Source organism: Streptomyces sp. NPDC047085 (genome assembly GCF_040643735.1).
Classification (GTDB): Bacteria; Actinomycetota; Actinomycetes; order Streptomycetales; family Streptomycetaceae; genus Streptomyces.
In genome coordinates this window covers 445,159-461,772 of the sequence record NZ_JBEYUW010000003.1, presented here as the reverse complement: position 1 = coordinate 461,772, position 16,614 = coordinate 445,159, and the positions used below count along the sequence as shown (strand labels likewise).

Sequence of the window (16,614 nt, the reverse complement as noted above, 5' to 3'; positions counted from 1 at the left end):
CCGAATTTTCTTTGCAGAATTTTCTCTGCGTTTTAGGGTGGAGGCGGAGCATGGCGGAACGCGACGGAACGGGGCTGCGATGAAGTCGACGAAGACGAAGGCGCCGCTGAAGAGGTGGCTGCTGGTCCTGCTCGGGGCGGGCGCCGTTCTGCTGGTGCCGTGGATGGTGGTGCTCGCGCTGACCCTGCCGGGCAGCACGGAGGTGCGGCACTGGTCGCTGGCCTGGATCGGTCTGGACGTGCTGATGGCGGCGGGCTGCGCCGCGACCGCCCTGCTGGGGCTGCGCGCCGACCCCCGTGCCCGCCTGACGGCCTCCGCGACGGCGGCGGTGGCGGTGCTGGACGCGTGGTTCGACATCACGACATCCCGGTCGGGCGGCGATCTCGTCCAGGCCCTCGCGTGTGCGGTGGCGGAGGCGGGGCTGGCGTGGGTGTGCGTGGCGCTGGCGCTGGCGGAGCCGCCGCGCAGGACGGCACGGCGCGAGGGGATACCCACGAAACCCTCACCCTCCCCCTGATCGCCGACCCCTCGCGCTCCCGCCTTCCCCCAAGGACACTCGTAGGCGACGGAGTTGGCGCCGGAGGGGGACGGGACATGCGCGACGGCCATCGTGCGGAGGCCGAGCGGCTGCTGGTGCGGGCCGTGGAGGAGGAGGTGCGCCGCTCGGGCGGCCGGACCGACGGGCAGTTGCTGCTCTCGCGGGCGCGCGACGCGCTGGACTCCATGGCACAAACGGCGGCCGAGGAGTACGAGGCCTACACGCGCGCGCTCGACGCGGCCGAGGCGGGCCGGCTCTCCTTCGGCCAGAGCTACGCCCGCGAGGGCGCCGGAACGGCCTTACTGGTGGCCGCCGTCGCCGCGGTCGCCGCCGCCGTCGCGGACCTGTCCCTGGGGACCGGCGCGGGCACGGCGGTCGGTGCGGGCGTGGCCGCGGGGGTGGTGGGCGCCGCCGCGACCGTGGTGAAGGTGGCCGGTTCGCATCTGCCCGCCGCCCACCATCGCGCGGGCGCGGCCGGCCAGCCCGGTGGCCCGGAGCAGCTGCGACTGCAGTGGCTGACCGCGCTGGAGGTGCGGGGCATCCGCCCGTTCCTCGACCAGCAGCGGGTGCTCAGCGCCTCGGCGGGCCCGCAGAAGAAGACGGGTGGCCCGTCGCTGCGCGGCGCGGACAAGAGCGCGGCGGCCCGCAGGCGCACGGTACTGGAGCAGTCGTTCGGTCAACTCCCGGAGCCGGAGGGCCCGTTCGCGGGGCGTCGGCAGGAGATGGCGCGGATCAGGCAGTGGGCGCAGGCGGCGCGGGCGGCCACGGAGACCCGGCCGACGGTGGTGGTGCTGTACGGCGAGCCCGGTTCGGGTCGTACGACGCTTGCGGTGCGGGCGGCGCACGAGCTGCGGGACCACTTCCGTGGCGCGGTCGTGGTGGATCTGCGCGGGGGCCGGGAGGAGCCCCCGCTGCCGACCCGGGACGCCCTGTTGCATCTGCTCAACCGGCTCGGGGCGCCCCGCGAGCAGCTGCTGTTCCGCGAGCGTTCCTCCCCGGACCAGCAGGTCAAGCGGCTCGGGGAGCTGTACCACCAGCATCTGACAGGCCTGCCGGTGACGATCGTGCTGGACGACGCCTCGGACCCGGAGCAGGTGCGGGCGCTGGTGCCGGAGCGGTCGGACAGCCTGGTGCTGGTCACCGCGCGCACGCCGCTGGAGCTGCCCGCGGACCTGCCGGCGTGGGTGCACCGGCTGCCGGTGGAGGCGCTGGACGCGGCGGGCGCGGAGGAGCTGCTGAACGCGGCCGCCCAGGACACGTCGGGGCCGTACGACGCGGAGTCCGCCGACCGGATCCGGCAGCTGTGCGGGGGTCTGCCGCTGGCGCTGCGGGTCGCGGGTTCCGCGCTGGGTCCGCGCTCGCCTCGGCAGCTGGCCGCGGATCTGGGGGCGTACGGTCCGGTGGAGCCGGTGGAGCGGGTGCTGTGGCTGCGCTACAGCGACCAGCCGGAGCCGACGCGTCGGCTGCTGAGGAGACTGGCGCTGGCGGGCCGGGCCTCGCTGGGCGCGGCGGCGGCCGCGGCGCTGCTCGCCACGGACGAGCAGGAGGCCACCCGGCATCTGGTCGCGCTGGCGCGGGCCGGGCTGCTCGACCATGTGCGCGGCAGCCGTTACCGGCTGCACGACCTGGTCCGTGGCTTCGCCCAGGCCCGGCTGCTGGACGAGGAGGAGCCGGCGGAGCGCGCGGCGGCACAGGAGCGGCTGATCGCGAACTACGCGGAGCTGGCGGACTCGGTGCTGCGTCTGGTCGACGGCAACATGTCGACGCGTTCGGACCGGTTCGGCCCGCACGGCTTCACCTCGCTGGACGAGGCGCTGCGCTGGCTGGACGACGAGTCGAGCTTCATCACCTCGGCGCTGCGGCAGGCGGAGGGCGTGGACCGGGCGGCGGTGCGGAACCTGCTGGGCGCCCTGTGCGACTACTGCCTGCTGCGCGGCGATCTGTACCGGCTCGGTGAGATCAGCGAGCTGGCGCAGGCGGTGGACGAGGGGCTGCTGCTGCGGTCGGTGCAGTGGCGTACCGGTATCGCGGCCCGGCAGCTGGGCGAGCTGGACAAGGCCCGCACCACGCTGGCCTCGGTGGTGGACCTGTACCGGGAGGCCCATCACGACGCGGGGGCGGCGCGTGCCCTGGGCTCGCTCGGGATCACCCTGCACCACCAGGGCAACCTTCTCGAGGCGGCCGCCAAGCTGCAGGAGGCCCTCGATCTGCAGGCGGCGCCCGAGCTGGCGACGGACCGCGCCTGGACGATGCACGCGCTGGCGGCGGTGCAGCGTGACCGGGCCCGTCTGGCGGAGGCCCTGGACCTGCTCACCCGCTCACTGGTCCTGCACCGCGAGGGCGGCTCGGTGCACGGCGAGGCGTGGGCGCACTTCCAGCTGGGCCAGCTGGCGCTGCGCATGGGGGACGTGCCGAGGGCGCAGACGGAGCTGCGGGCGGCCCTGGAGCGGTACGGGCGGACGCAGGACGCCCGCGGGGAGGCCTGGGCGCTGACCCAGCTGGCTCGGGCGCGGCTGGTGGACGGCGACGCCGCCCCGGCCGTCGAGGATCTGCGTCGGGCGGCCGCCCGGCACCGGGACAACGAGGACGTGCGCGGGGAGGCCTGGACGCTGTACTACCTCGGCCAGGCGCTGGAGGAGACCGGTGACCTGGACCGGGCGGTGCGTGAGCTGGAGCGGAGCCGGACGATGTTCTCGCGGATGCGTGACGTCTACGGGCTCGCCTGTGCCCGGCACCACTCGGCGCGGGTCACCCGGGACCAGCGGGCGGCGCAGACCGGCTCCCTGCGCAACTCGGGCTTCGCCCGCCAGCTGCTGGTGGACGCCCGGGCCGACTTCCAGCGCATCGGGGTCGCGCACGGCGAGGCCTGGACCTGCCTGGAGCTGGCCGTGGTGGACGCGGGCAACGCCCGTACCCCGCAGGCGCTCGCCCTGTGCGACGAGGCGCTGATCCTGTTCACGTCCTACGGTGACCGCCGCGGCGAGGACTGGGCCCGCTTCCTGCGCTGCACCCTGCTGCCGTACGCGGCGCCGGGCGGGGTGGAGGTGGGTACGGCCGTGGCCCAGGAGGAGCTCGCCCAGCTGGCCCGTGCCACACATCCGCTGCGGGACGAGAAGCTCGCCGAGTACGTGCCGGCGTACGCGCTGCTGCTGGAGCGGGGCATCACACTGGAGACGGGCTGGGAGGCCTGGCGGCTGCGCATGACGCCGGACCGCCACGCCCGCGAGGTGATGGGTGTGGCGGTGCCGGCGAGGGGCTGACCGGGCGGTCAGCCCCGCTGCGCGGTGGGGTCGGCCGTCTCGTCGGCCCCGGCGGACCCGGAGGGCTTCTCCTGGAAGTCGACCCGCTGCATGTGCTTGTTCATGGACTTCATCAGGCGCCACACGGCCAGGGCCATCACCGCGAACACGATGAAGCCCAGGACACCGGGGGTGACCTTGTTCTCGTCGACCTCCTTGGCGAGGGGGACGAGGTGGGTCACTGCGAGGCTCACGCTTGCACTCATGTCAGGCATTGTCGCGGATGCCCGCGAAGAGGTCGTCCTCGGGGAGGGAGGTGTCCACGAGCGACTTCGCGAGCTCGTACTCCTCCGTGGGCCAGACCTCCTTCTGCAGCTCCATCGGCACCTTGAACCAGCCGCCGTCGGGGTCGATCTGCGTGGCGTGGGCGATCAGCGCCTTGTCGCGGATCTCGAAGAAGTCCGCGCACGGGATGTGCGTGGTCAGCGTGCGCTCGGTGCGCTCGAACTCCTTCCAGCGCTTGAGCCACTCCCCGTACGGCGACTCCAGGCCGCGCTCCAGCATCGCGTGGTGCAGCGCCTCGGTGCGGGGGCGGTTGAAGCCCTGGTTGTAGTAGAGCTTGAGCGGCTGCCAGGCCGGGCCGAACTCGGACTCCGGGTACTTCTCGGTGTCCGCCGCGCCCTCGAACGCCATCATGGAGATCTTGTGGGTCATGATGTGGTCGGGGTGCGGGTAGCCGCCGTTCTCGTCGTAGGTGGTGATCACCTGCGGGCGGAAGGCGCGGATCTTGCGCACCAGCTCGCCGGCCGCCTTGTCGACGTCCTCCAGGGCGAAGCAGCCCTCGGGCAGCGGCGGCAGCGGGTCACCCTCGGGCAGACCGGAGTCGACGAAGCCGAGCCACTCCTGCTTCACGCCCAGGATCTCGCGGGCCTCGTCCATCTCCTTCTTGCGTACTTCGTGGATGTGCTCCTCGATGTAGCTGTCGCCCTGGAGCTTGGGATTGAGGATGGACCCGCGTTCTCCGCCGGTGCAGGTCACCACCAGCACGTCCACCCCCTCGGACACGTACTTCGCCATCGTGGCCGCGCCCTTGCTCGACTCGTCGTCGGGGTGCGCGTGAACGGCCATCAGTCGCAGCTGGTCAGTCAAGACTCAATCCTCGGGTCAGTCGGCGCCCCGTGTCTTCGGCGCGATCGGCGGCTTCTATAGTGACGGAATCGGGGGGCGAATAATTCCGCGGAGAGGACGACCATGAGCACGGCGAGCGCGCGGCTGCCCGAGGGCCGCTACGGCCGTTCCTCGGACGAGCGTGCCGACCGGAGGCTCAAGATCGCGGGAGTGGTGCTGGGCGGCGTCCTGCTCGCGGTGGTCGGCTTCTTCGCCTACCACTACGTCGCCCAGAACGAGATCAGCGGCCAGGTGATCGCCTTCCAGGCCTCGGACGACGCGGTCAAGGTGCATCTGGAGGTCCACAAGGACTCCGGTGTGGACGGCTACTGCACCCTGCGTTCCCAGTCGGCCGACGGCGCGGAGGTGGGCCGGGCGGACTTCCGTTTCACCGGTTCGGCCACGCGTATCGACAAGGTCGTCACGCTCCGTACGACGGCCCGGGGCACGACGGCCGAGCTGCTGGGCTGTCATACCGGCTGATCTGGCCGGCCAGGCGGGGTGAGCGGGTCGAATCACCCACAATGCGTACACGCTGACCTGCATTGATGCGATTCTTATGGCTTATGTCCTCCCCCTTTCGCCATTGAATTGTTAGGCTCGTGGTTTCGCCCATCCAGGAGGGAACATTCTTCTTGGAGGGCGATGCTTTGTATTCCCAGTACCGACGAGGAGCACCCTGTGACCCAGACCAGCGAGAACGTCACCTGGCTGACCCAGGAGGCGTACAACAAGCTCAAGGACGAGCTTGAGTACCTTACTGGTCCTGCGCGCACGGAGATCGCCGCCAAGATCGCGGCCGCGCGCGAGGAGGGCGACCTGCGTGAGAACGGCGGGTACCACGCGGCCAAGGAGGAGCAGGGCAAGCAGGAGCTCCGTGTGCGCCAGCTGACCCAGCTGCTCGAGAACGCCCAGGTCGGAGAGGCTCCGACCTCCGCGGACGGTGCCGTCGCGCCCGGCATGGTCGTCACGATCGCCTTCGACGGTGACGAGGACGACACGCTCGAGTTCCTGCTCGCCTCCCGCGAGTACGCGAGCGCCGACATCGAGACGTACTCGCCGCAGTCCCCGCTGGGCGCCGGCGTCATCGGCCACAAGGTCGGCGAGGACGCGGAGTACGAGCTGCCCAACGGCAAGAAGGCCTCGGTGAGGATCCTCAAGGCCGAGCCGTACTCGGGCTGACCCGGTCTTCCTGATGGGGCGAAGCCCCCGGTGTCCACGGACGCCGGGGGCTTCGTCATGCCGTCGGACGGTGTCAGGCGGTGGCCGAGCGGTACTTGCGGACCGCCAGGGTGCGGAAGACCAGGATGATCAGCAGGGAGTAGAGCAGCGAGGCCCACACCGGGTGCTCCATGGGCCAGGCGCCCGAGTGGGACTGGCCCGGGTTGCCGAAGAGCACACGGGCCGCCTGGACGGTGGCGCTGAACGGGTTCCACTCCGCGATGTGCCGCAGCCAGGGGGTCATGTTGCCGGTGTCCACGAACGCGTTCGAGATGAACGTCACCGGGAACAGCCAGATCAGACCGCCCGACGTGGCCGCCTCGGGGGTGCGTACGGACAGGCCGATGAGGGCGCCGATCCAGGTGAACGCGTACCCGAGCAGGAGCAGCAGGGCGAAGGCGCCCGCGACCTTGGCCGCGTTGGTGTCCTGGAAGGTCCCGACCCGCCAGCCGACGATGAGCGCGACGATGGCGAGGACCAGCAGGGTGAGCGCGGTCTGCACCAGGTCGGCGAGGGTGCGCCCGGTCAGGACCGCACCGCGCGCCATGGGCAGGGAGCGGAAGCGGTCGATGAGGCCCTTGTGCATGTCGTCGGCGATGCCGGCGCCGGAGCTGGCGGTGGCGAACGTGACGGTCTGCGCGAAGATGCCGGCCATCAGGAAGTTCGTGTAGTCGACGGCGCTGGTGCTGCCGCCGATCTTCATGGAGCCGCCGAACACGTAGGTGAACAGCACCACGAACATGATGGGCTGGATGAGCCCGAAGATGACCATCTCCGGGATCCGGGACATGCGGATCAGGTTGCGCTTGGCGACGATCATCGAGTCCCGGACGGACCGGCTCACGGGGTTGCCGGGCGCCTCGATACGGGCGGCGTCGGTCACGGCACTCACTTCACGGCCTCCTTGCCGTTCGCCTCGCCCTGTTCGGCAGCCTCGGCCACGTGTCCGGTCAGGGACAGGAACACGTCGTCGAGGGTGGGGCGGCGCAGTCCGATGTCGTCTATCTCGATCCCGCGGGTGTCCAGCTCCCGGATGACCTCGGCGAGCAGCTTGGCGCCGCCGGTGACGGGGACGGTGAGCTTGCGGGTGTGGTTCTCGATGGTGGTCTCGCCCTTGCCGAAGCGGCCGAGCACCTCGGCGGCCCCCGCGATCTGCTCGGGCTCGTGCACCACGACCTCGACGCGCTCGCCGCCGGTGCGGGCCTTGAGCTGGTCGGAGGTGCCCTTGGCGATGACACGGCCGTGGTCGACGACGGCGATGTCGTGGGCCAGGTGGTCGGCCTCTTCGAGGTACTGGGTGGTGAGCAGCAGGGTGGTGCCGCCGGAGACGAGCTGCTTGATGACCTCCCACAACTGCTGGCGGTTGCGGGGGTCGAGGCCGGTCGTCGGTTCGTCCATGAACATCACGGGCGGTGAGACGACGAGGGCGGCCGCGAGGTCGAGCCGGCGGCGCATGCCTCCGGAGTAGGTCTTGGCGGGGCGGTCGGCGGCGTCCGTGAGGTTGAACTGCTCCAGCAGCTCCGCCGCACGCTCCTTGGCCGCCTTGGCCTTCATCTGGTAGAGCTGGCCGACCATCTGGAGGTTCTCGCGGCCGGTCAGGTACTCGTCGACCGCCGCGAACTGGCCGGACAGGCCGATGGAGCGGCGGACGGCGTCGGGGTGCTTGAGTACGTCCACGCCGGCGACCACCGCCTTGCCGCTGTCCGGTCGCAGCAGGGTCGTCAGACAGCGGACGGTCGTCGTCTTGCCGGCACCGTTCGGCCCGAGGAGGCCGAGGACGGTGCCCTCGGGGACATCGAGGTCGACGCCGTCCAGTGCCTTTACGTCACCGAAGGTCTTCACCAGGCCTTCGGCATAGATGGCGCCTGGCATATCTGTCTCCACGTCGTCGGGGGATGTTTCGGAAGGGCAGGCTAGGTTCTGCTCGCCGGTGGGCGCCTGTGGTTTTCCACACGCGGACGGAACACCGTCCTCCCGGCCACACGACACACCATAACGCGATGTATCGCGTCTCTCAATGGGCTTGTCGCGGGATTGCTCGAACGAGTGATCATCCGGTGCCGGCGGTCGTGCCCGGCCTCGGTCGTCGGTCGCGCCCGGCCTCAGTCGATGACCGTGTAGCCCGCCTCGCGCAGGGCCTGGCCGACCTCGGCGCAGTGCGCCGGACCCTTCGTCTCGAGGTGCAGCTCCACCTCCGCCTCCGTGAGCCCGAGCCGGGGATCGGTTCGGACGTGGCTCACGTCGAGGACATTAGCGTCCACCACTGACAACACCCCGAGGAGCGTGGCGAGGGCGCCCGGCCGGTCCATCAGCCGCAGCCGAACCGCCAGGTAGCGGCCCTGCGCGGCCATGCCGTGCCGCAGCACCCGCTGCAGCAGCACCGGGTCGACGTTGCCGCCGGACAGCACCGCGACCACCGGTCCGGGGAAGGCGCCGGGCTCGCCGAGCAGCGCGGCGACCGGGCTCGCCCCGGCCGGTTCCACGACCAGCTTGGCCCGCTCCAGGCACAGCAGCAGCGCCGCCGACAGCTGGTCCTCGCTGACCGTGCGCACCTCGTCGACCAGCTCGCTGATGATCCCGAACGGCACCTCGCCGGGCCTGCCCACCTTGATGCCGTCGGCCATCGTCGCCGGGCTCTGCACCGACACCGGACGCCCGGCGGCGAGCGAGGGCGGATAGGCCGCCGCACCCTCCGCCTGCACCCCGACGATCCTGACGTCCGGCCGCAGCGTCTTCACGGCGACCGCGATGCCGGCCGCGAGCCCGCCGCCCCCGATGCCGACGATGATCGTGCCCACCTCCGGGCACTGCTCCAGGATCTCCAGGCCGACCGTGCCCTGACCGGCGATCACGTCCGGGTGGTCGAAGGGGTGGATGAACACCGCGCCCGTCTCGGCCGCGTACTCCTGGGCCGCGGCCAGCGTCTCGTCCACGACATGGCCGTGCAGGCGCACCTCGGCGCCGTACTCCCGGGTCGCGCTGATCTTGGGCAGCGGGGCGCCCTTCGGCATGAACACGGTGGCGTGCACCCCGAGCAGCGCGGAGGCCAGGGCCACGCCCTGCGCGTGGTTGCCGGCGCTCGCGGCCACCACCCCGGCGGCACGTTCCTCCGGCAGCAGCCCGGCGATGCGGACGTAGGCGCCGCGCAGCTTGAACGAGCCGGTCCGCTGCAGGTTCTCGCACTTGAGGTGCACCGGCGCGCCGACCAGCTGGGACAGGTGCCGGCTGCCCTCCATCGCGGTCACCCGCGCCACACCCGAGAGCATCTTCTGGGCCCCGCGCACATCGTCGAGGGTGACGGAAAGCAAGGAGTCAGCCGTGCCGTAGCTCATGACTCAAGTCTCGCAGTTCGCGGTCGCACATGACGGGAGCGACCAAGCTCCGAGACCGGGTTTGCGCAGCGCTGGTACGGCCTGCCGCCGGGCCGCGTACCCTGTCCCCCAACCCAGCACCCCTTCATGAAGCGAGCCTCCGGCCATGCCCACACCTGAAATGTCGATGGACATGACGACCGTCGGTGACACCGGTCTTCTCGACACCCTCCAGCACGAGGTGGCGGTCTTCGCCCGGCGTGCCGAACAGACCCGGCTCGGCGGCGTCGGACAGGTGCGCAACTCCATGGACCGCGCCGCGTATCTGCTGCTCAACCGCCTCGACAAGGAAGGCCCCATGGGCGTCAAGGCGCTGGCCGCGAGCATGGGGATCGACTCGTCCACGGTGACCCGGCAGGTGGCTCCCCTGGTCGACACCGGGCTCGTCAAGCGCACCTCGCACCCGGAGGACGGCCGCGCGGTGGTGCTCCAGCTGTCCCCGCGCGGGCTGTCCCGGCTGGAGGAAGTGCGTTCCTCCCGCCGTCAGTTGATGGCCGAGCTGACCCAGGACTGGGCGCCGGAGGAGCGCGAGCAGTTCTGCGGGCTGCTCACGCGCTTCAACACCGCGCTGTCCGCCCGCATGACGGTGCAGGGAGTTCCCGCGGCGGAGCCCCCGGCCGCCTCCTGAGGCATCCGCCGACGCCTCCGTGCGGTCCGGACTCTTGACCTTGGGCCACCGCTGGCCTCATATGAGACCGGGTCCTGAGTCGTACACGGTTCATCCGATCCGTAGCCGACAGGACTCCCTCAGGGGGAGGCGCGGTGCGTGAGCGGCAGGCACGGCACGATGCCCGCCGGGCCCGGGAGTTCGAGGCGTTCGTCGCGGGCGCGGCAGGACGGCTGCTGCATGCGGCGACCCTGCTCACCGCCGAGGCCCCGGACGCCAACCCGCGCGCGCGGCGCCTGCTGACGCTGGCGCTCGCCCACACGTACGCCCGCTGGGACCGGCTGCGCGGCGAGGACCCCTACGACTGCGCCCGCCAGTACCTCGCCACCCGCTTCGCGCGCGGGACATGGCACCACTACGGCGCCCTCGGCCGCGCCCGGCCCGATCCGCGCAGCCCGCTCGCCGCCCTGAGACCGCAGGAGCGGCTGATCCTGGTGCTGCGGCTGTACGAGGGGGTCGCCGAGGAACAGACGGCGGCTCTGCTGGGCCTGCCCGCCGAGCGGGTGCGCACCCTGTGCGACCGCGCGACGGCCACCGTGCTGCATCCGGCGCGCACGGCCGCCCCGCGCGCGATGGGCGCGAAGGTGGCACCGTCATGAGCCGTCGGCGGGACGGGCGGCCCGAGGGGAGGCCCCGGTGAACCGGTCCGAACGGGAGGCCGCCGTACGGCAGCTCATGGAACAGGCGCCGGCGCCCGTGCCGCCGGATCTGTACGGCGAGGTCGTCCGCCGCGGCGCCCGGTTGCTGCGCCGCCGCCGGCTCGCCCGCGGTCTGCTGTGGCTGCTGCTGTGCGCCGCGGCCGTGGCGTTCACCGTCTGGGCCGTCGAGGCGCAGCCCTGGGTGGAGCCGCCCTCCCAGACGACCCCACCCATCACCGGCTGGTGACCCCGGTCTACTTGCCCAGGGCCTGGTCCAGGTCCTCCAGCAGGTCCTCGACGTTCTCGATGCCCACCGACAGGCGCACCAGGTCCGCCGGGACCTCCAGCGCGGAACCGGCCGCGGAGGCGTGCGTCATCCGGCCCGGGTGCTCGATGAGCGACTCGACGCCGCCCAGGGACTCGCCGAGGGTGAACACCTGGGCGCGGTTGCACACCTCGACGGCCGCCTCCTCGCCGCCCTCGACCCGGAACGACACCATGCCGCCGAACGCCTTCATCTGCTTGGCGGCGGTCTCGTGGCCGGGGTGCTCGGGCAGGCCCGGGTAGAGCACGCCGGTCACGCGCGGGTGCCGAGTCAGCATGTCGGCGATCTTCGTGGCGTTCTCGCTGTGCCGGTCCATGCGCACCGCGAGGGTCTTCGTGCCGCGCAGCACCAGCCAGGAGTCGAAGGGGCCGGCGACGGCGCCCATCGCGTTCTGGTGGTAGGCCAGTTCCTCGCCCAGCGCCTGGTCGGAGACGATCAGCGCGCCGCCGACCACGTCCGAGTGGCCGCCCATGTACTTGGTCAGGGAGTGCACGACGACGTCCGCCCCGAGCGACAGCGGCTGCTGGAGGTAGGGCGTGGCGAAGGTGTTGTCGACGACGAGCCTGGCGCCCGCGTCGTGCGCGATCTGGGCGACGGCGGCGATGTCGGTGATGCCGAGCAGCGGGTTGGAGGGGGTCTCCACCCACACGGCCTTGGTCCTCGAAGTGATCGCAGCCCGCACGGCGGCCGGGTCGCTGGTGTCGGCGACGGACCACTCCACGCCCCAGCGGGTGGCGACCTTGGCGAAGAGACGGAAGGTGCCGCCGTACGCGTCGTTCGGGATCACCACATGGTCGCCGGGGACGAGCAGCGTGCGCAGCAGGGTGTCCTCGGCCGCGAGGCCGGACGCGAAGGCGAGGCCGCGGCGGCCGCCCTCCAGCGCGGCGAGGTTCTCCTCCAGGGCGGTCCTGGTCGGGTTGGCGCTACGGCTGTACTCGTAGCCGCCGCGCAGGCCGCCGACGCCGTCCTGCTTGTAGGTCGAGACCTGGTAGATGGGCGGGACGACCGCGCCGGTGAGGGGATCCGCGGTGTTGCCCGCGTGGATCGCGAGGGTCTCGAAATGCTGACTGATGTGCCTGTCGCTCATGTGCACCGAGCGTAGTGCGCCTGGCCGGATAGTGGCGCCCGCGCGGGCGCACGGCACGGTCGCGCGGGGCCGAGCCGGAGTTTTCCACAGGCTCGGCGGAGGGGGTTGGCCAATTGTCGGCGCCGTCTGGTTCGCTTGGGGCATGGCGATTCTCTGGCTGCTCATGGCGCTGCTCATGCTGAGCTTCGTGCTGCTGCCGCTGCTGCGGCGCGGACGCGGGGCGATCGGGCAGGTCCCCCCGGGCCACCCGGACGGCGCCGACCCGGAGGCCTACGGCTTCCTGCGCCAGGAGGACCTGGACGTGCGGATGCCCGGCCCCGACCAGGACCTGCTGGACGTCCTGGACCTGGTGCAGCGCACGCAGGACTACCGCGCGGCCGCCCAACTGCTGGCGGGCACCGCGGCCGAGGGCGAGGAGCGCTGGCAGCGCGTGCAGGCCTTCGGCGGCGCGGCGGCGCTGGAGCTGCGGGAGCGTCCGGGCGGGATACACGAGGTGCCCGGCGGACAGTGGCTGCGGGTGTGGCGGGCCGAGCGGCCCGAGGACGCGGGGTGCGCGGCGGTGTACGCCGAGTTCCTGGCGCAGCAGGCGTGGCGGACCTCGCGGCCGGGCACGGAGGACTTCCGGATCATCATGGAGGAGGCCCGGGCGGCGTGCGCGGAGGCCGCGCTGCTCGCCCCCGGCGACCCGGTGCCGTACATCGTCGAGCTGTCCGTCGCGCGCGGCGTCGCCTGTCCGCGGCCGGAGTTCGAGAAGCTGTGGCTGGACATCCTGGACCGCGCTCCCCACCACATGGGCGCGCACCTGGCCGCGCTGCACTACTGGTGCGAGAAGTGGCACGGCTCGCGCGAGCAGGCGTACGCCTTCGCCGAGGCCGCGGCGGCCCGTGCCCCCGAGGGCTCGCTGCTGGCCGCGCTGCCGCTGTTCGCCGTCTTCGAGCACCTGCCCGAGGTGAACCTGGTCGCGAGCTTCTACCAGAGCGAGGTCGTCACGAAGGCGATCCACGGCGCGCTGCACGCGGTGCACACGGCCCTCCCCGAGGACCCGATGCTCGCGCACGTCCGCCATCTGCTGGTCTTCTTCCTGGTACGGGCCGAGCGCTGGGCGGAGGCCATGGACCAGCTGATACACGTCGACGGCCATGTCGGCGCGCTGCCGTGGACGTTGTACGACGACCCGGCCGCCGAGTTCGCCCTCTTCCGCGCGGTGGCGGTGGCGGGGTACGAGGCCAACGGCGGCAGCCCCGCGACCCTGCCCGGCTGACCGGCCCGCATTCAGGATTGCCCCGCTGACCTGCGGTGGGGCATACTCCGCTTGCTCCGGCTTTGCTGTTGCTTTGCCCGAGCCTGCGCGAGCCCGCGCTGAGCCCCCCACACTCACCGGCGGCACCGCCCCGCGGTACCCACCGGAACCGTTCCACCAGTTCCTGTTCCGCGTTCCTGCTTCTCGCTCCTGCTTCTCGTTCCTTCTTCCTGTTCCTGCTTCTCATTCCTGTGTCTTGTTCCCGGGTCCTGTGGGGGGATCTGCCCGATGGGCGCAACTCTGCGCGCGCTGCGCGCCCTCGTCCTGCTCTGCGGGTTCTACCTGCTGAGCCTCGTCCTGCTCGCGGCGCTGATCGGCCTCGACATCGCCGTGTTCGACTGGGTGCACGGCGCGGCCGCCGTGAAGATCGCCATCGTCTCGGTGCTGCTGGCGATCCCCGTCGTACGCGGCATGTTCATGCTGCGCATTCCCAAGGGTGAGGGCCGGCCCGGCATCGAGGTCACCGAGGCCGACGAGCCCCGGCTGTGGGCGCTGGTACGGGAACTCGCGGCGGCCACCGGCACCCGTGCCCCCGACCGCATCCTGCTCACCGCCGAGGTCAACGCGGCCGTGAGCGAGGAGCCGCGCCTGCTCGGCCTGCTCCCGGGCCCGCGCCGCCTCTACCTCGGTGTACCGCTGCTGACCGGACTGAGCGAGGCGCAGCTGCGGGGCGTGCTCGCCCATGAGTACGGCCACTTCACCAGCGGTGACACCCGGCTGGCCGCGCTCGTGGTGCGCGGCCGGGTGCAGATCGGCCGGGTCATCGACCAGTTCCACGCGAGCGCGGACGGCAAGGCGGCCGCCGAGCGCGCCCGCCAGGAGGAGGCCTCCGCCAAGCGGGTCGCCAAGGGCAAGACGGCCAGGGAGATCAACACCCGCGGGGCCGGCGCGACGTACCGCATGATGGCGGCGATCTACACCCTCTACGCCAAGCTCTACCTGCGCGCCTCGCAGTCCACCGCCCGCGCCCAGGAGTTCGAGGCCGACCTCGCGGCCGCCCGTATCGCCGGACGCGACGCCACCGCCTCCGCACTGCGCGAGATCCCGGTCCTCGTCGCCTCCCACGGCTTCTACCTCGACTCCTACGCCACCCTGGGTCTGCGGGCGAAGGTGCTGCCGCCGCGCGGCGAGTTCTTCGGCGGCTTCGGCCGGCTGCTGACGGCCCGCGAGCTGGAACTGGCCGATCTGCGTGCGGAGTTGCCGTCGGAGCCCGCCTCGCCGTACGACTCCCACCCGCCGATCGCCGAGCGCGTGCGCCGGATCGAGGCGCTGCCCGCCGACGGCCGCGCCGAGGAGGCGAAGGGCGCCGCGCTGGACCTGCTCACCGACCTCGGGCGCACCCTGGCCGCGCTGGAGGACGCGGTCCTCAAGCCGGAGGTGCTGGCCTTCCGGCGCGCCGAATGGCAGGAGCTGCTGAGCGCCACCATGGCCGAGGGCCTGTCGTCGGTGAACACCCCGTTGCAGCGGGCGCTGGCCGAGTACACCGGGCAGCCGGCGACGCTCTCCGCGCTGCTGGACGTCATCGACGACGGCCGGCTGTGGCGGCTGGCCGAGAAGCTCCCCCTGTCCGAGGAGGCGGCCGCGGCGAAGGGCCGCGCCTTCCGCGAGTTCGTACGCCCCGGGCTCGGCGACTCGCTGCGCACGATGGTGCTGTCCGAGTTCAGCGAACGTTCGCTGCTGCACTGGGAGTTCTCCTGGTCCCAGGCGGCCACCGTCCGCCTGCCCGGCTGGGACGCGGAGCACACCGACGCCGACGGCCCCGAGGCCGTACTCGAGGCGGCCGTCGCCGCGGCACTCGCCGACCACCCCGACACCGCCCCGCTCCGGGCCCTGCTGCCCCCGGCGGCGCCCCAGCCCGCATAAGGCCGCCGGCCCTCCGCCCCGCCACCGGCGCTCCACCCCCACCACCGGCACCCCGCCGCCCCTCCGACGAACGGACCGCACCCTGCCATGACCGTCCTGCTCTGGATCCTGGCCGCCCTGGGCATTCCCGCGCTGCTCTTCGTGCTGTGGCTGGCCGGGGTGTTCCTGAAGGAGTTCTTCAAGCCGAGCCCGGACGACGGCGCCGAGGCGGCGGACGCGGCCGAGGAGGCCGTGACCGCCGCGAAGCTCGGGCTGCTGCCCGTCGAGCGGCAGAACACCGAGTACGCCGCCCCGCTGCCCGCGGACTGGGCGGCCGCGCTCGCCGCGGTGCGCACCGGCGACTGGGAGCCCGCCGCCGAGCTGCTGCGCGGCATCGGCCGGGACTGGGAGCGCCGCTCGGCCGTCGCGTTCCTGCTCGCCGAGCCGGCCGCGCGGGACGACGAGTGGCTGCTGGCCTGGGAGGCCGCGCGTCCCGACGACCCGGACGCGGCCGTCGTACGGGCGCGCAGCACGGTGAAGCTCGCCTGGGAGCTGCGCGGCGCGAAGCAGGCCCAATACACGACGCGGGAGCAGGCCGAGGGCTTCCACCGCACGCTGCGGAGCGCCCGCGAGGAGATCGCGCGGGCGGCGGCCCTGAACCCCGACGACCCGACGCCGTACGTCGCGGAGATCTGGGTGGCGCTCGGCCTCGGCTACTCGAACGCCGAGATGGACAAGCTCTGGGCGGAGATCATCACCCGCGCCCCGCACCACTACGAGGCCCACTTCTCGGCGCTCCAGTACTGGTGCGCGAAGTGGCGGGGCTCCAAGCGGCTGGCCTTCGAGTTCGCCGAGCGCGCGGCTGCCGAGGCGCCGCTGGGCAGCCTGCTGACGGCGCTGCCGCTGATCGCCCACTTCGAGCACGACGAGTCCGAGGACACGGCCGCCGACAACACCCCCGAGATGCTGGCCCGCGTCAACGCGGCCCTCGCGGACGCGGCCGCCGCCGACCCCGCCCACCCGCGTCTGCCGGAACTGCGCCACCTCCTGGCGTTCTACCTGCACCTGCAGGACCGGAACGAGGCGGCACTGGAACAGTTCAAGCTGGTCGACGGCCACGTCAACGCACTGCCGTGGCGCTACCGCGGCGACGGAATGGCGAGGCACTACTGCCAGGTTCGCAACACGGTGGCCCATGCGGTGACGGCGACCGCCTGAT

Annotated in this window: 16 protein-coding genes; 10 read left to right on the top strand and 6 right to left on the bottom strand. The window is 72.2% G+C overall.

The genetic code is table 11. The features are described from left to right. Nucleotides 1–79 precede the first annotated feature (79 nt). Nucleotides 80–517: a hypothetical protein gene (locus ABZ865_RS13115; protein WP_361228378.1), complete on the top strand. Its 438-nt coding sequence runs from the start codon at nucleotides 80–82 to the stop codon at nucleotides 515–517. A gap of 77 nt (nucleotides 518–594) precedes the next feature. After that, the gene (locus tag ABZ865_RS13110) at nucleotides 595–3,798 is read left to right on the top strand and encodes a tetratricopeptide repeat protein (protein WP_361228375.1); all 3,204 of its coding nucleotides are present in this window, start codon (nucleotides 595–597) and stop codon (nucleotides 3,796–3,798) included. A gap of 8 nt (nucleotides 3,799–3,806) precedes the next feature. Here the strand turns inward: ABZ865_RS13110 and ABZ865_RS13105 are convergent, their stop codons facing one another. Both ABZ865_RS13105 and mca read right to left on the bottom strand, forming a co-directional pair. After that, entirely contained in the window at nucleotides 3,807–4,052 is a 246-nt protein-coding gene (locus tag ABZ865_RS13105; protein WP_361228372.1) for a hypothetical protein, read from the bottom strand. Then, nucleotides 4,045–4,926, bottom strand: a complete 882-nt coding sequence (gene mca / locus ABZ865_RS13100; RefSeq protein WP_361228369.1) for a mycothiol conjugate amidase Mca — start codon at nucleotides 4,924–4,926, stop codon at nucleotides 4,045–4,047. Before mca ends, ABZ865_RS13105 begins: the two co-directional genes overlap by 8 nt. A gap of 102 nt (nucleotides 4,927–5,028) precedes the next feature. Between mca and ABZ865_RS13095 the strand changes: the two genes are divergently transcribed. Together ABZ865_RS13095 and greA are read left to right on the top strand one after the other, a co-directional pair. Continuing rightward, nucleotides 5,029–5,427: a DUF4307 domain-containing protein gene (locus ABZ865_RS13095; protein WP_361228367.1), complete on the top strand. Its 399-nt coding sequence runs from the start codon at nucleotides 5,029–5,031 to the stop codon at nucleotides 5,425–5,427. A 198-nt stretch (nucleotides 5,428–5,625) separates the two neighbouring features. After that, the gene (gene greA, locus ABZ865_RS13090) at nucleotides 5,626–6,126 is read left to right on the top strand and encodes a transcription elongation factor GreA (protein WP_361228364.1); all 501 of its coding nucleotides are present in this window, start codon (nucleotides 5,626–5,628) and stop codon (nucleotides 6,124–6,126) included. 73 nt (nucleotides 6,127–6,199) lie between these two features. Here greA and ABZ865_RS13085 read toward each other — a convergent pair whose 3' ends face one another. The 3 genes from ABZ865_RS13085 to ilvA all read right to left on the bottom strand — a co-directional run bounded on the left by ABZ865_RS13085 (nucleotide 6,200) and on the right by ilvA (nucleotide 9,497). Next, on the bottom strand, nucleotides 6,200–7,057 hold the full coding sequence (locus tag ABZ865_RS13085) for an ABC transporter permease (RefSeq protein WP_361228362.1): 858 nt from the start codon (nucleotides 7,055–7,057) through the stop codon (nucleotides 6,200–6,202). Next, the gene (locus ABZ865_RS13080) at nucleotides 7,054–8,037 is read right to left on the bottom strand and encodes an ATP-binding cassette domain-containing protein (RefSeq protein ID WP_361228360.1); all 984 of its coding nucleotides are present in this window, start codon (nucleotides 8,035–8,037) and stop codon (nucleotides 7,054–7,056) included. Before ABZ865_RS13080 ends, ABZ865_RS13085 begins: the two co-directional genes overlap by 4 nt. Nucleotides 8,038–8,267: 230 nt before the next feature. Then, nucleotides 8,268–9,497: a threonine ammonia-lyase gene (gene ilvA, locus ABZ865_RS13075; protein WP_361228357.1), complete on the bottom strand. Its 1,230-nt coding sequence runs from the start codon at nucleotides 9,495–9,497 to the stop codon at nucleotides 8,268–8,270. A 145-nt stretch (nucleotides 9,498–9,642) separates the two neighbouring features. On the opposite strand from ilvA, the gene ABZ865_RS13070 reads away from it, so the two are divergent. The 3 genes from ABZ865_RS13070 to ABZ865_RS13060 all read left to right on the top strand — a co-directional run bounded on the left by ABZ865_RS13070 (nucleotide 9,643) and on the right by ABZ865_RS13060 (nucleotide 11,088). Next, nucleotides 9,643–10,164, top strand: a complete 522-nt coding sequence (locus ABZ865_RS13070) for a MarR family transcriptional regulator (RefSeq protein ID WP_361228354.1) — start codon at nucleotides 9,643–9,645, stop codon at nucleotides 10,162–10,164. 134 nt (nucleotides 10,165–10,298) lie between these two features. Beyond that, nucleotides 10,299–10,802: a sigma factor-like helix-turn-helix DNA-binding protein gene (locus ABZ865_RS13065; RefSeq protein ID WP_361228351.1), complete on the top strand. Its 504-nt coding sequence runs from the start codon at nucleotides 10,299–10,301 to the stop codon at nucleotides 10,800–10,802. A 37-nt stretch (nucleotides 10,803–10,839) separates the two neighbouring features. After that, the gene (locus ABZ865_RS13060) at nucleotides 10,840–11,088 is read left to right on the top strand and encodes a hypothetical protein (protein WP_361228349.1); all 249 of its coding nucleotides are present in this window, start codon (nucleotides 10,840–10,842) and stop codon (nucleotides 11,086–11,088) included. A 7-nt stretch (nucleotides 11,089–11,095) separates the two neighbouring features. Here the strand turns inward: ABZ865_RS13060 and ABZ865_RS13055 are convergent, their stop codons facing one another. Beyond that, nucleotides 11,096–12,253, bottom strand: a complete 1,158-nt coding sequence (locus ABZ865_RS13055; protein ID WP_361228346.1) for a cystathionine gamma-synthase — start codon at nucleotides 12,251–12,253, stop codon at nucleotides 11,096–11,098. Between the two features lie 142 nt (nucleotides 12,254–12,395). Here ABZ865_RS13055 and ABZ865_RS13050 point away from each other — a divergent pair, with 142 nt between their 5' ends. From ABZ865_RS13050 to ABZ865_RS13040, 3 genes are all read left to right on the top strand, one after another. Further along, a complete protein-coding gene (locus ABZ865_RS13050) occupies nucleotides 12,396–13,514 on the top strand; it encodes a hypothetical protein (protein WP_361228343.1) in 1,119 nt (372 codons plus the stop codon). 267 nt (nucleotides 13,515–13,781) lie between these two features. Then, nucleotides 13,782–15,416 carry a M48 family metallopeptidase gene (locus tag ABZ865_RS13045; RefSeq protein WP_361228341.1) on the top strand — a complete coding sequence of 545 codons (1,635 nt, stop codon included), beginning with the start codon at nucleotides 13,782–13,784 and terminating at the stop codon, nucleotides 15,414–15,416. Nucleotides 15,417–15,503: 87 nt separating this feature from the next. Beyond that, complete coding sequence (locus ABZ865_RS13040; RefSeq protein ID WP_361228338.1) at nucleotides 15,504–16,613, top strand: hypothetical protein; 1,110 nt, start codon at nucleotides 15,504–15,506, stop codon at nucleotides 16,611–16,613. Nucleotide 16,614 lies beyond the last annotated feature (1 nt).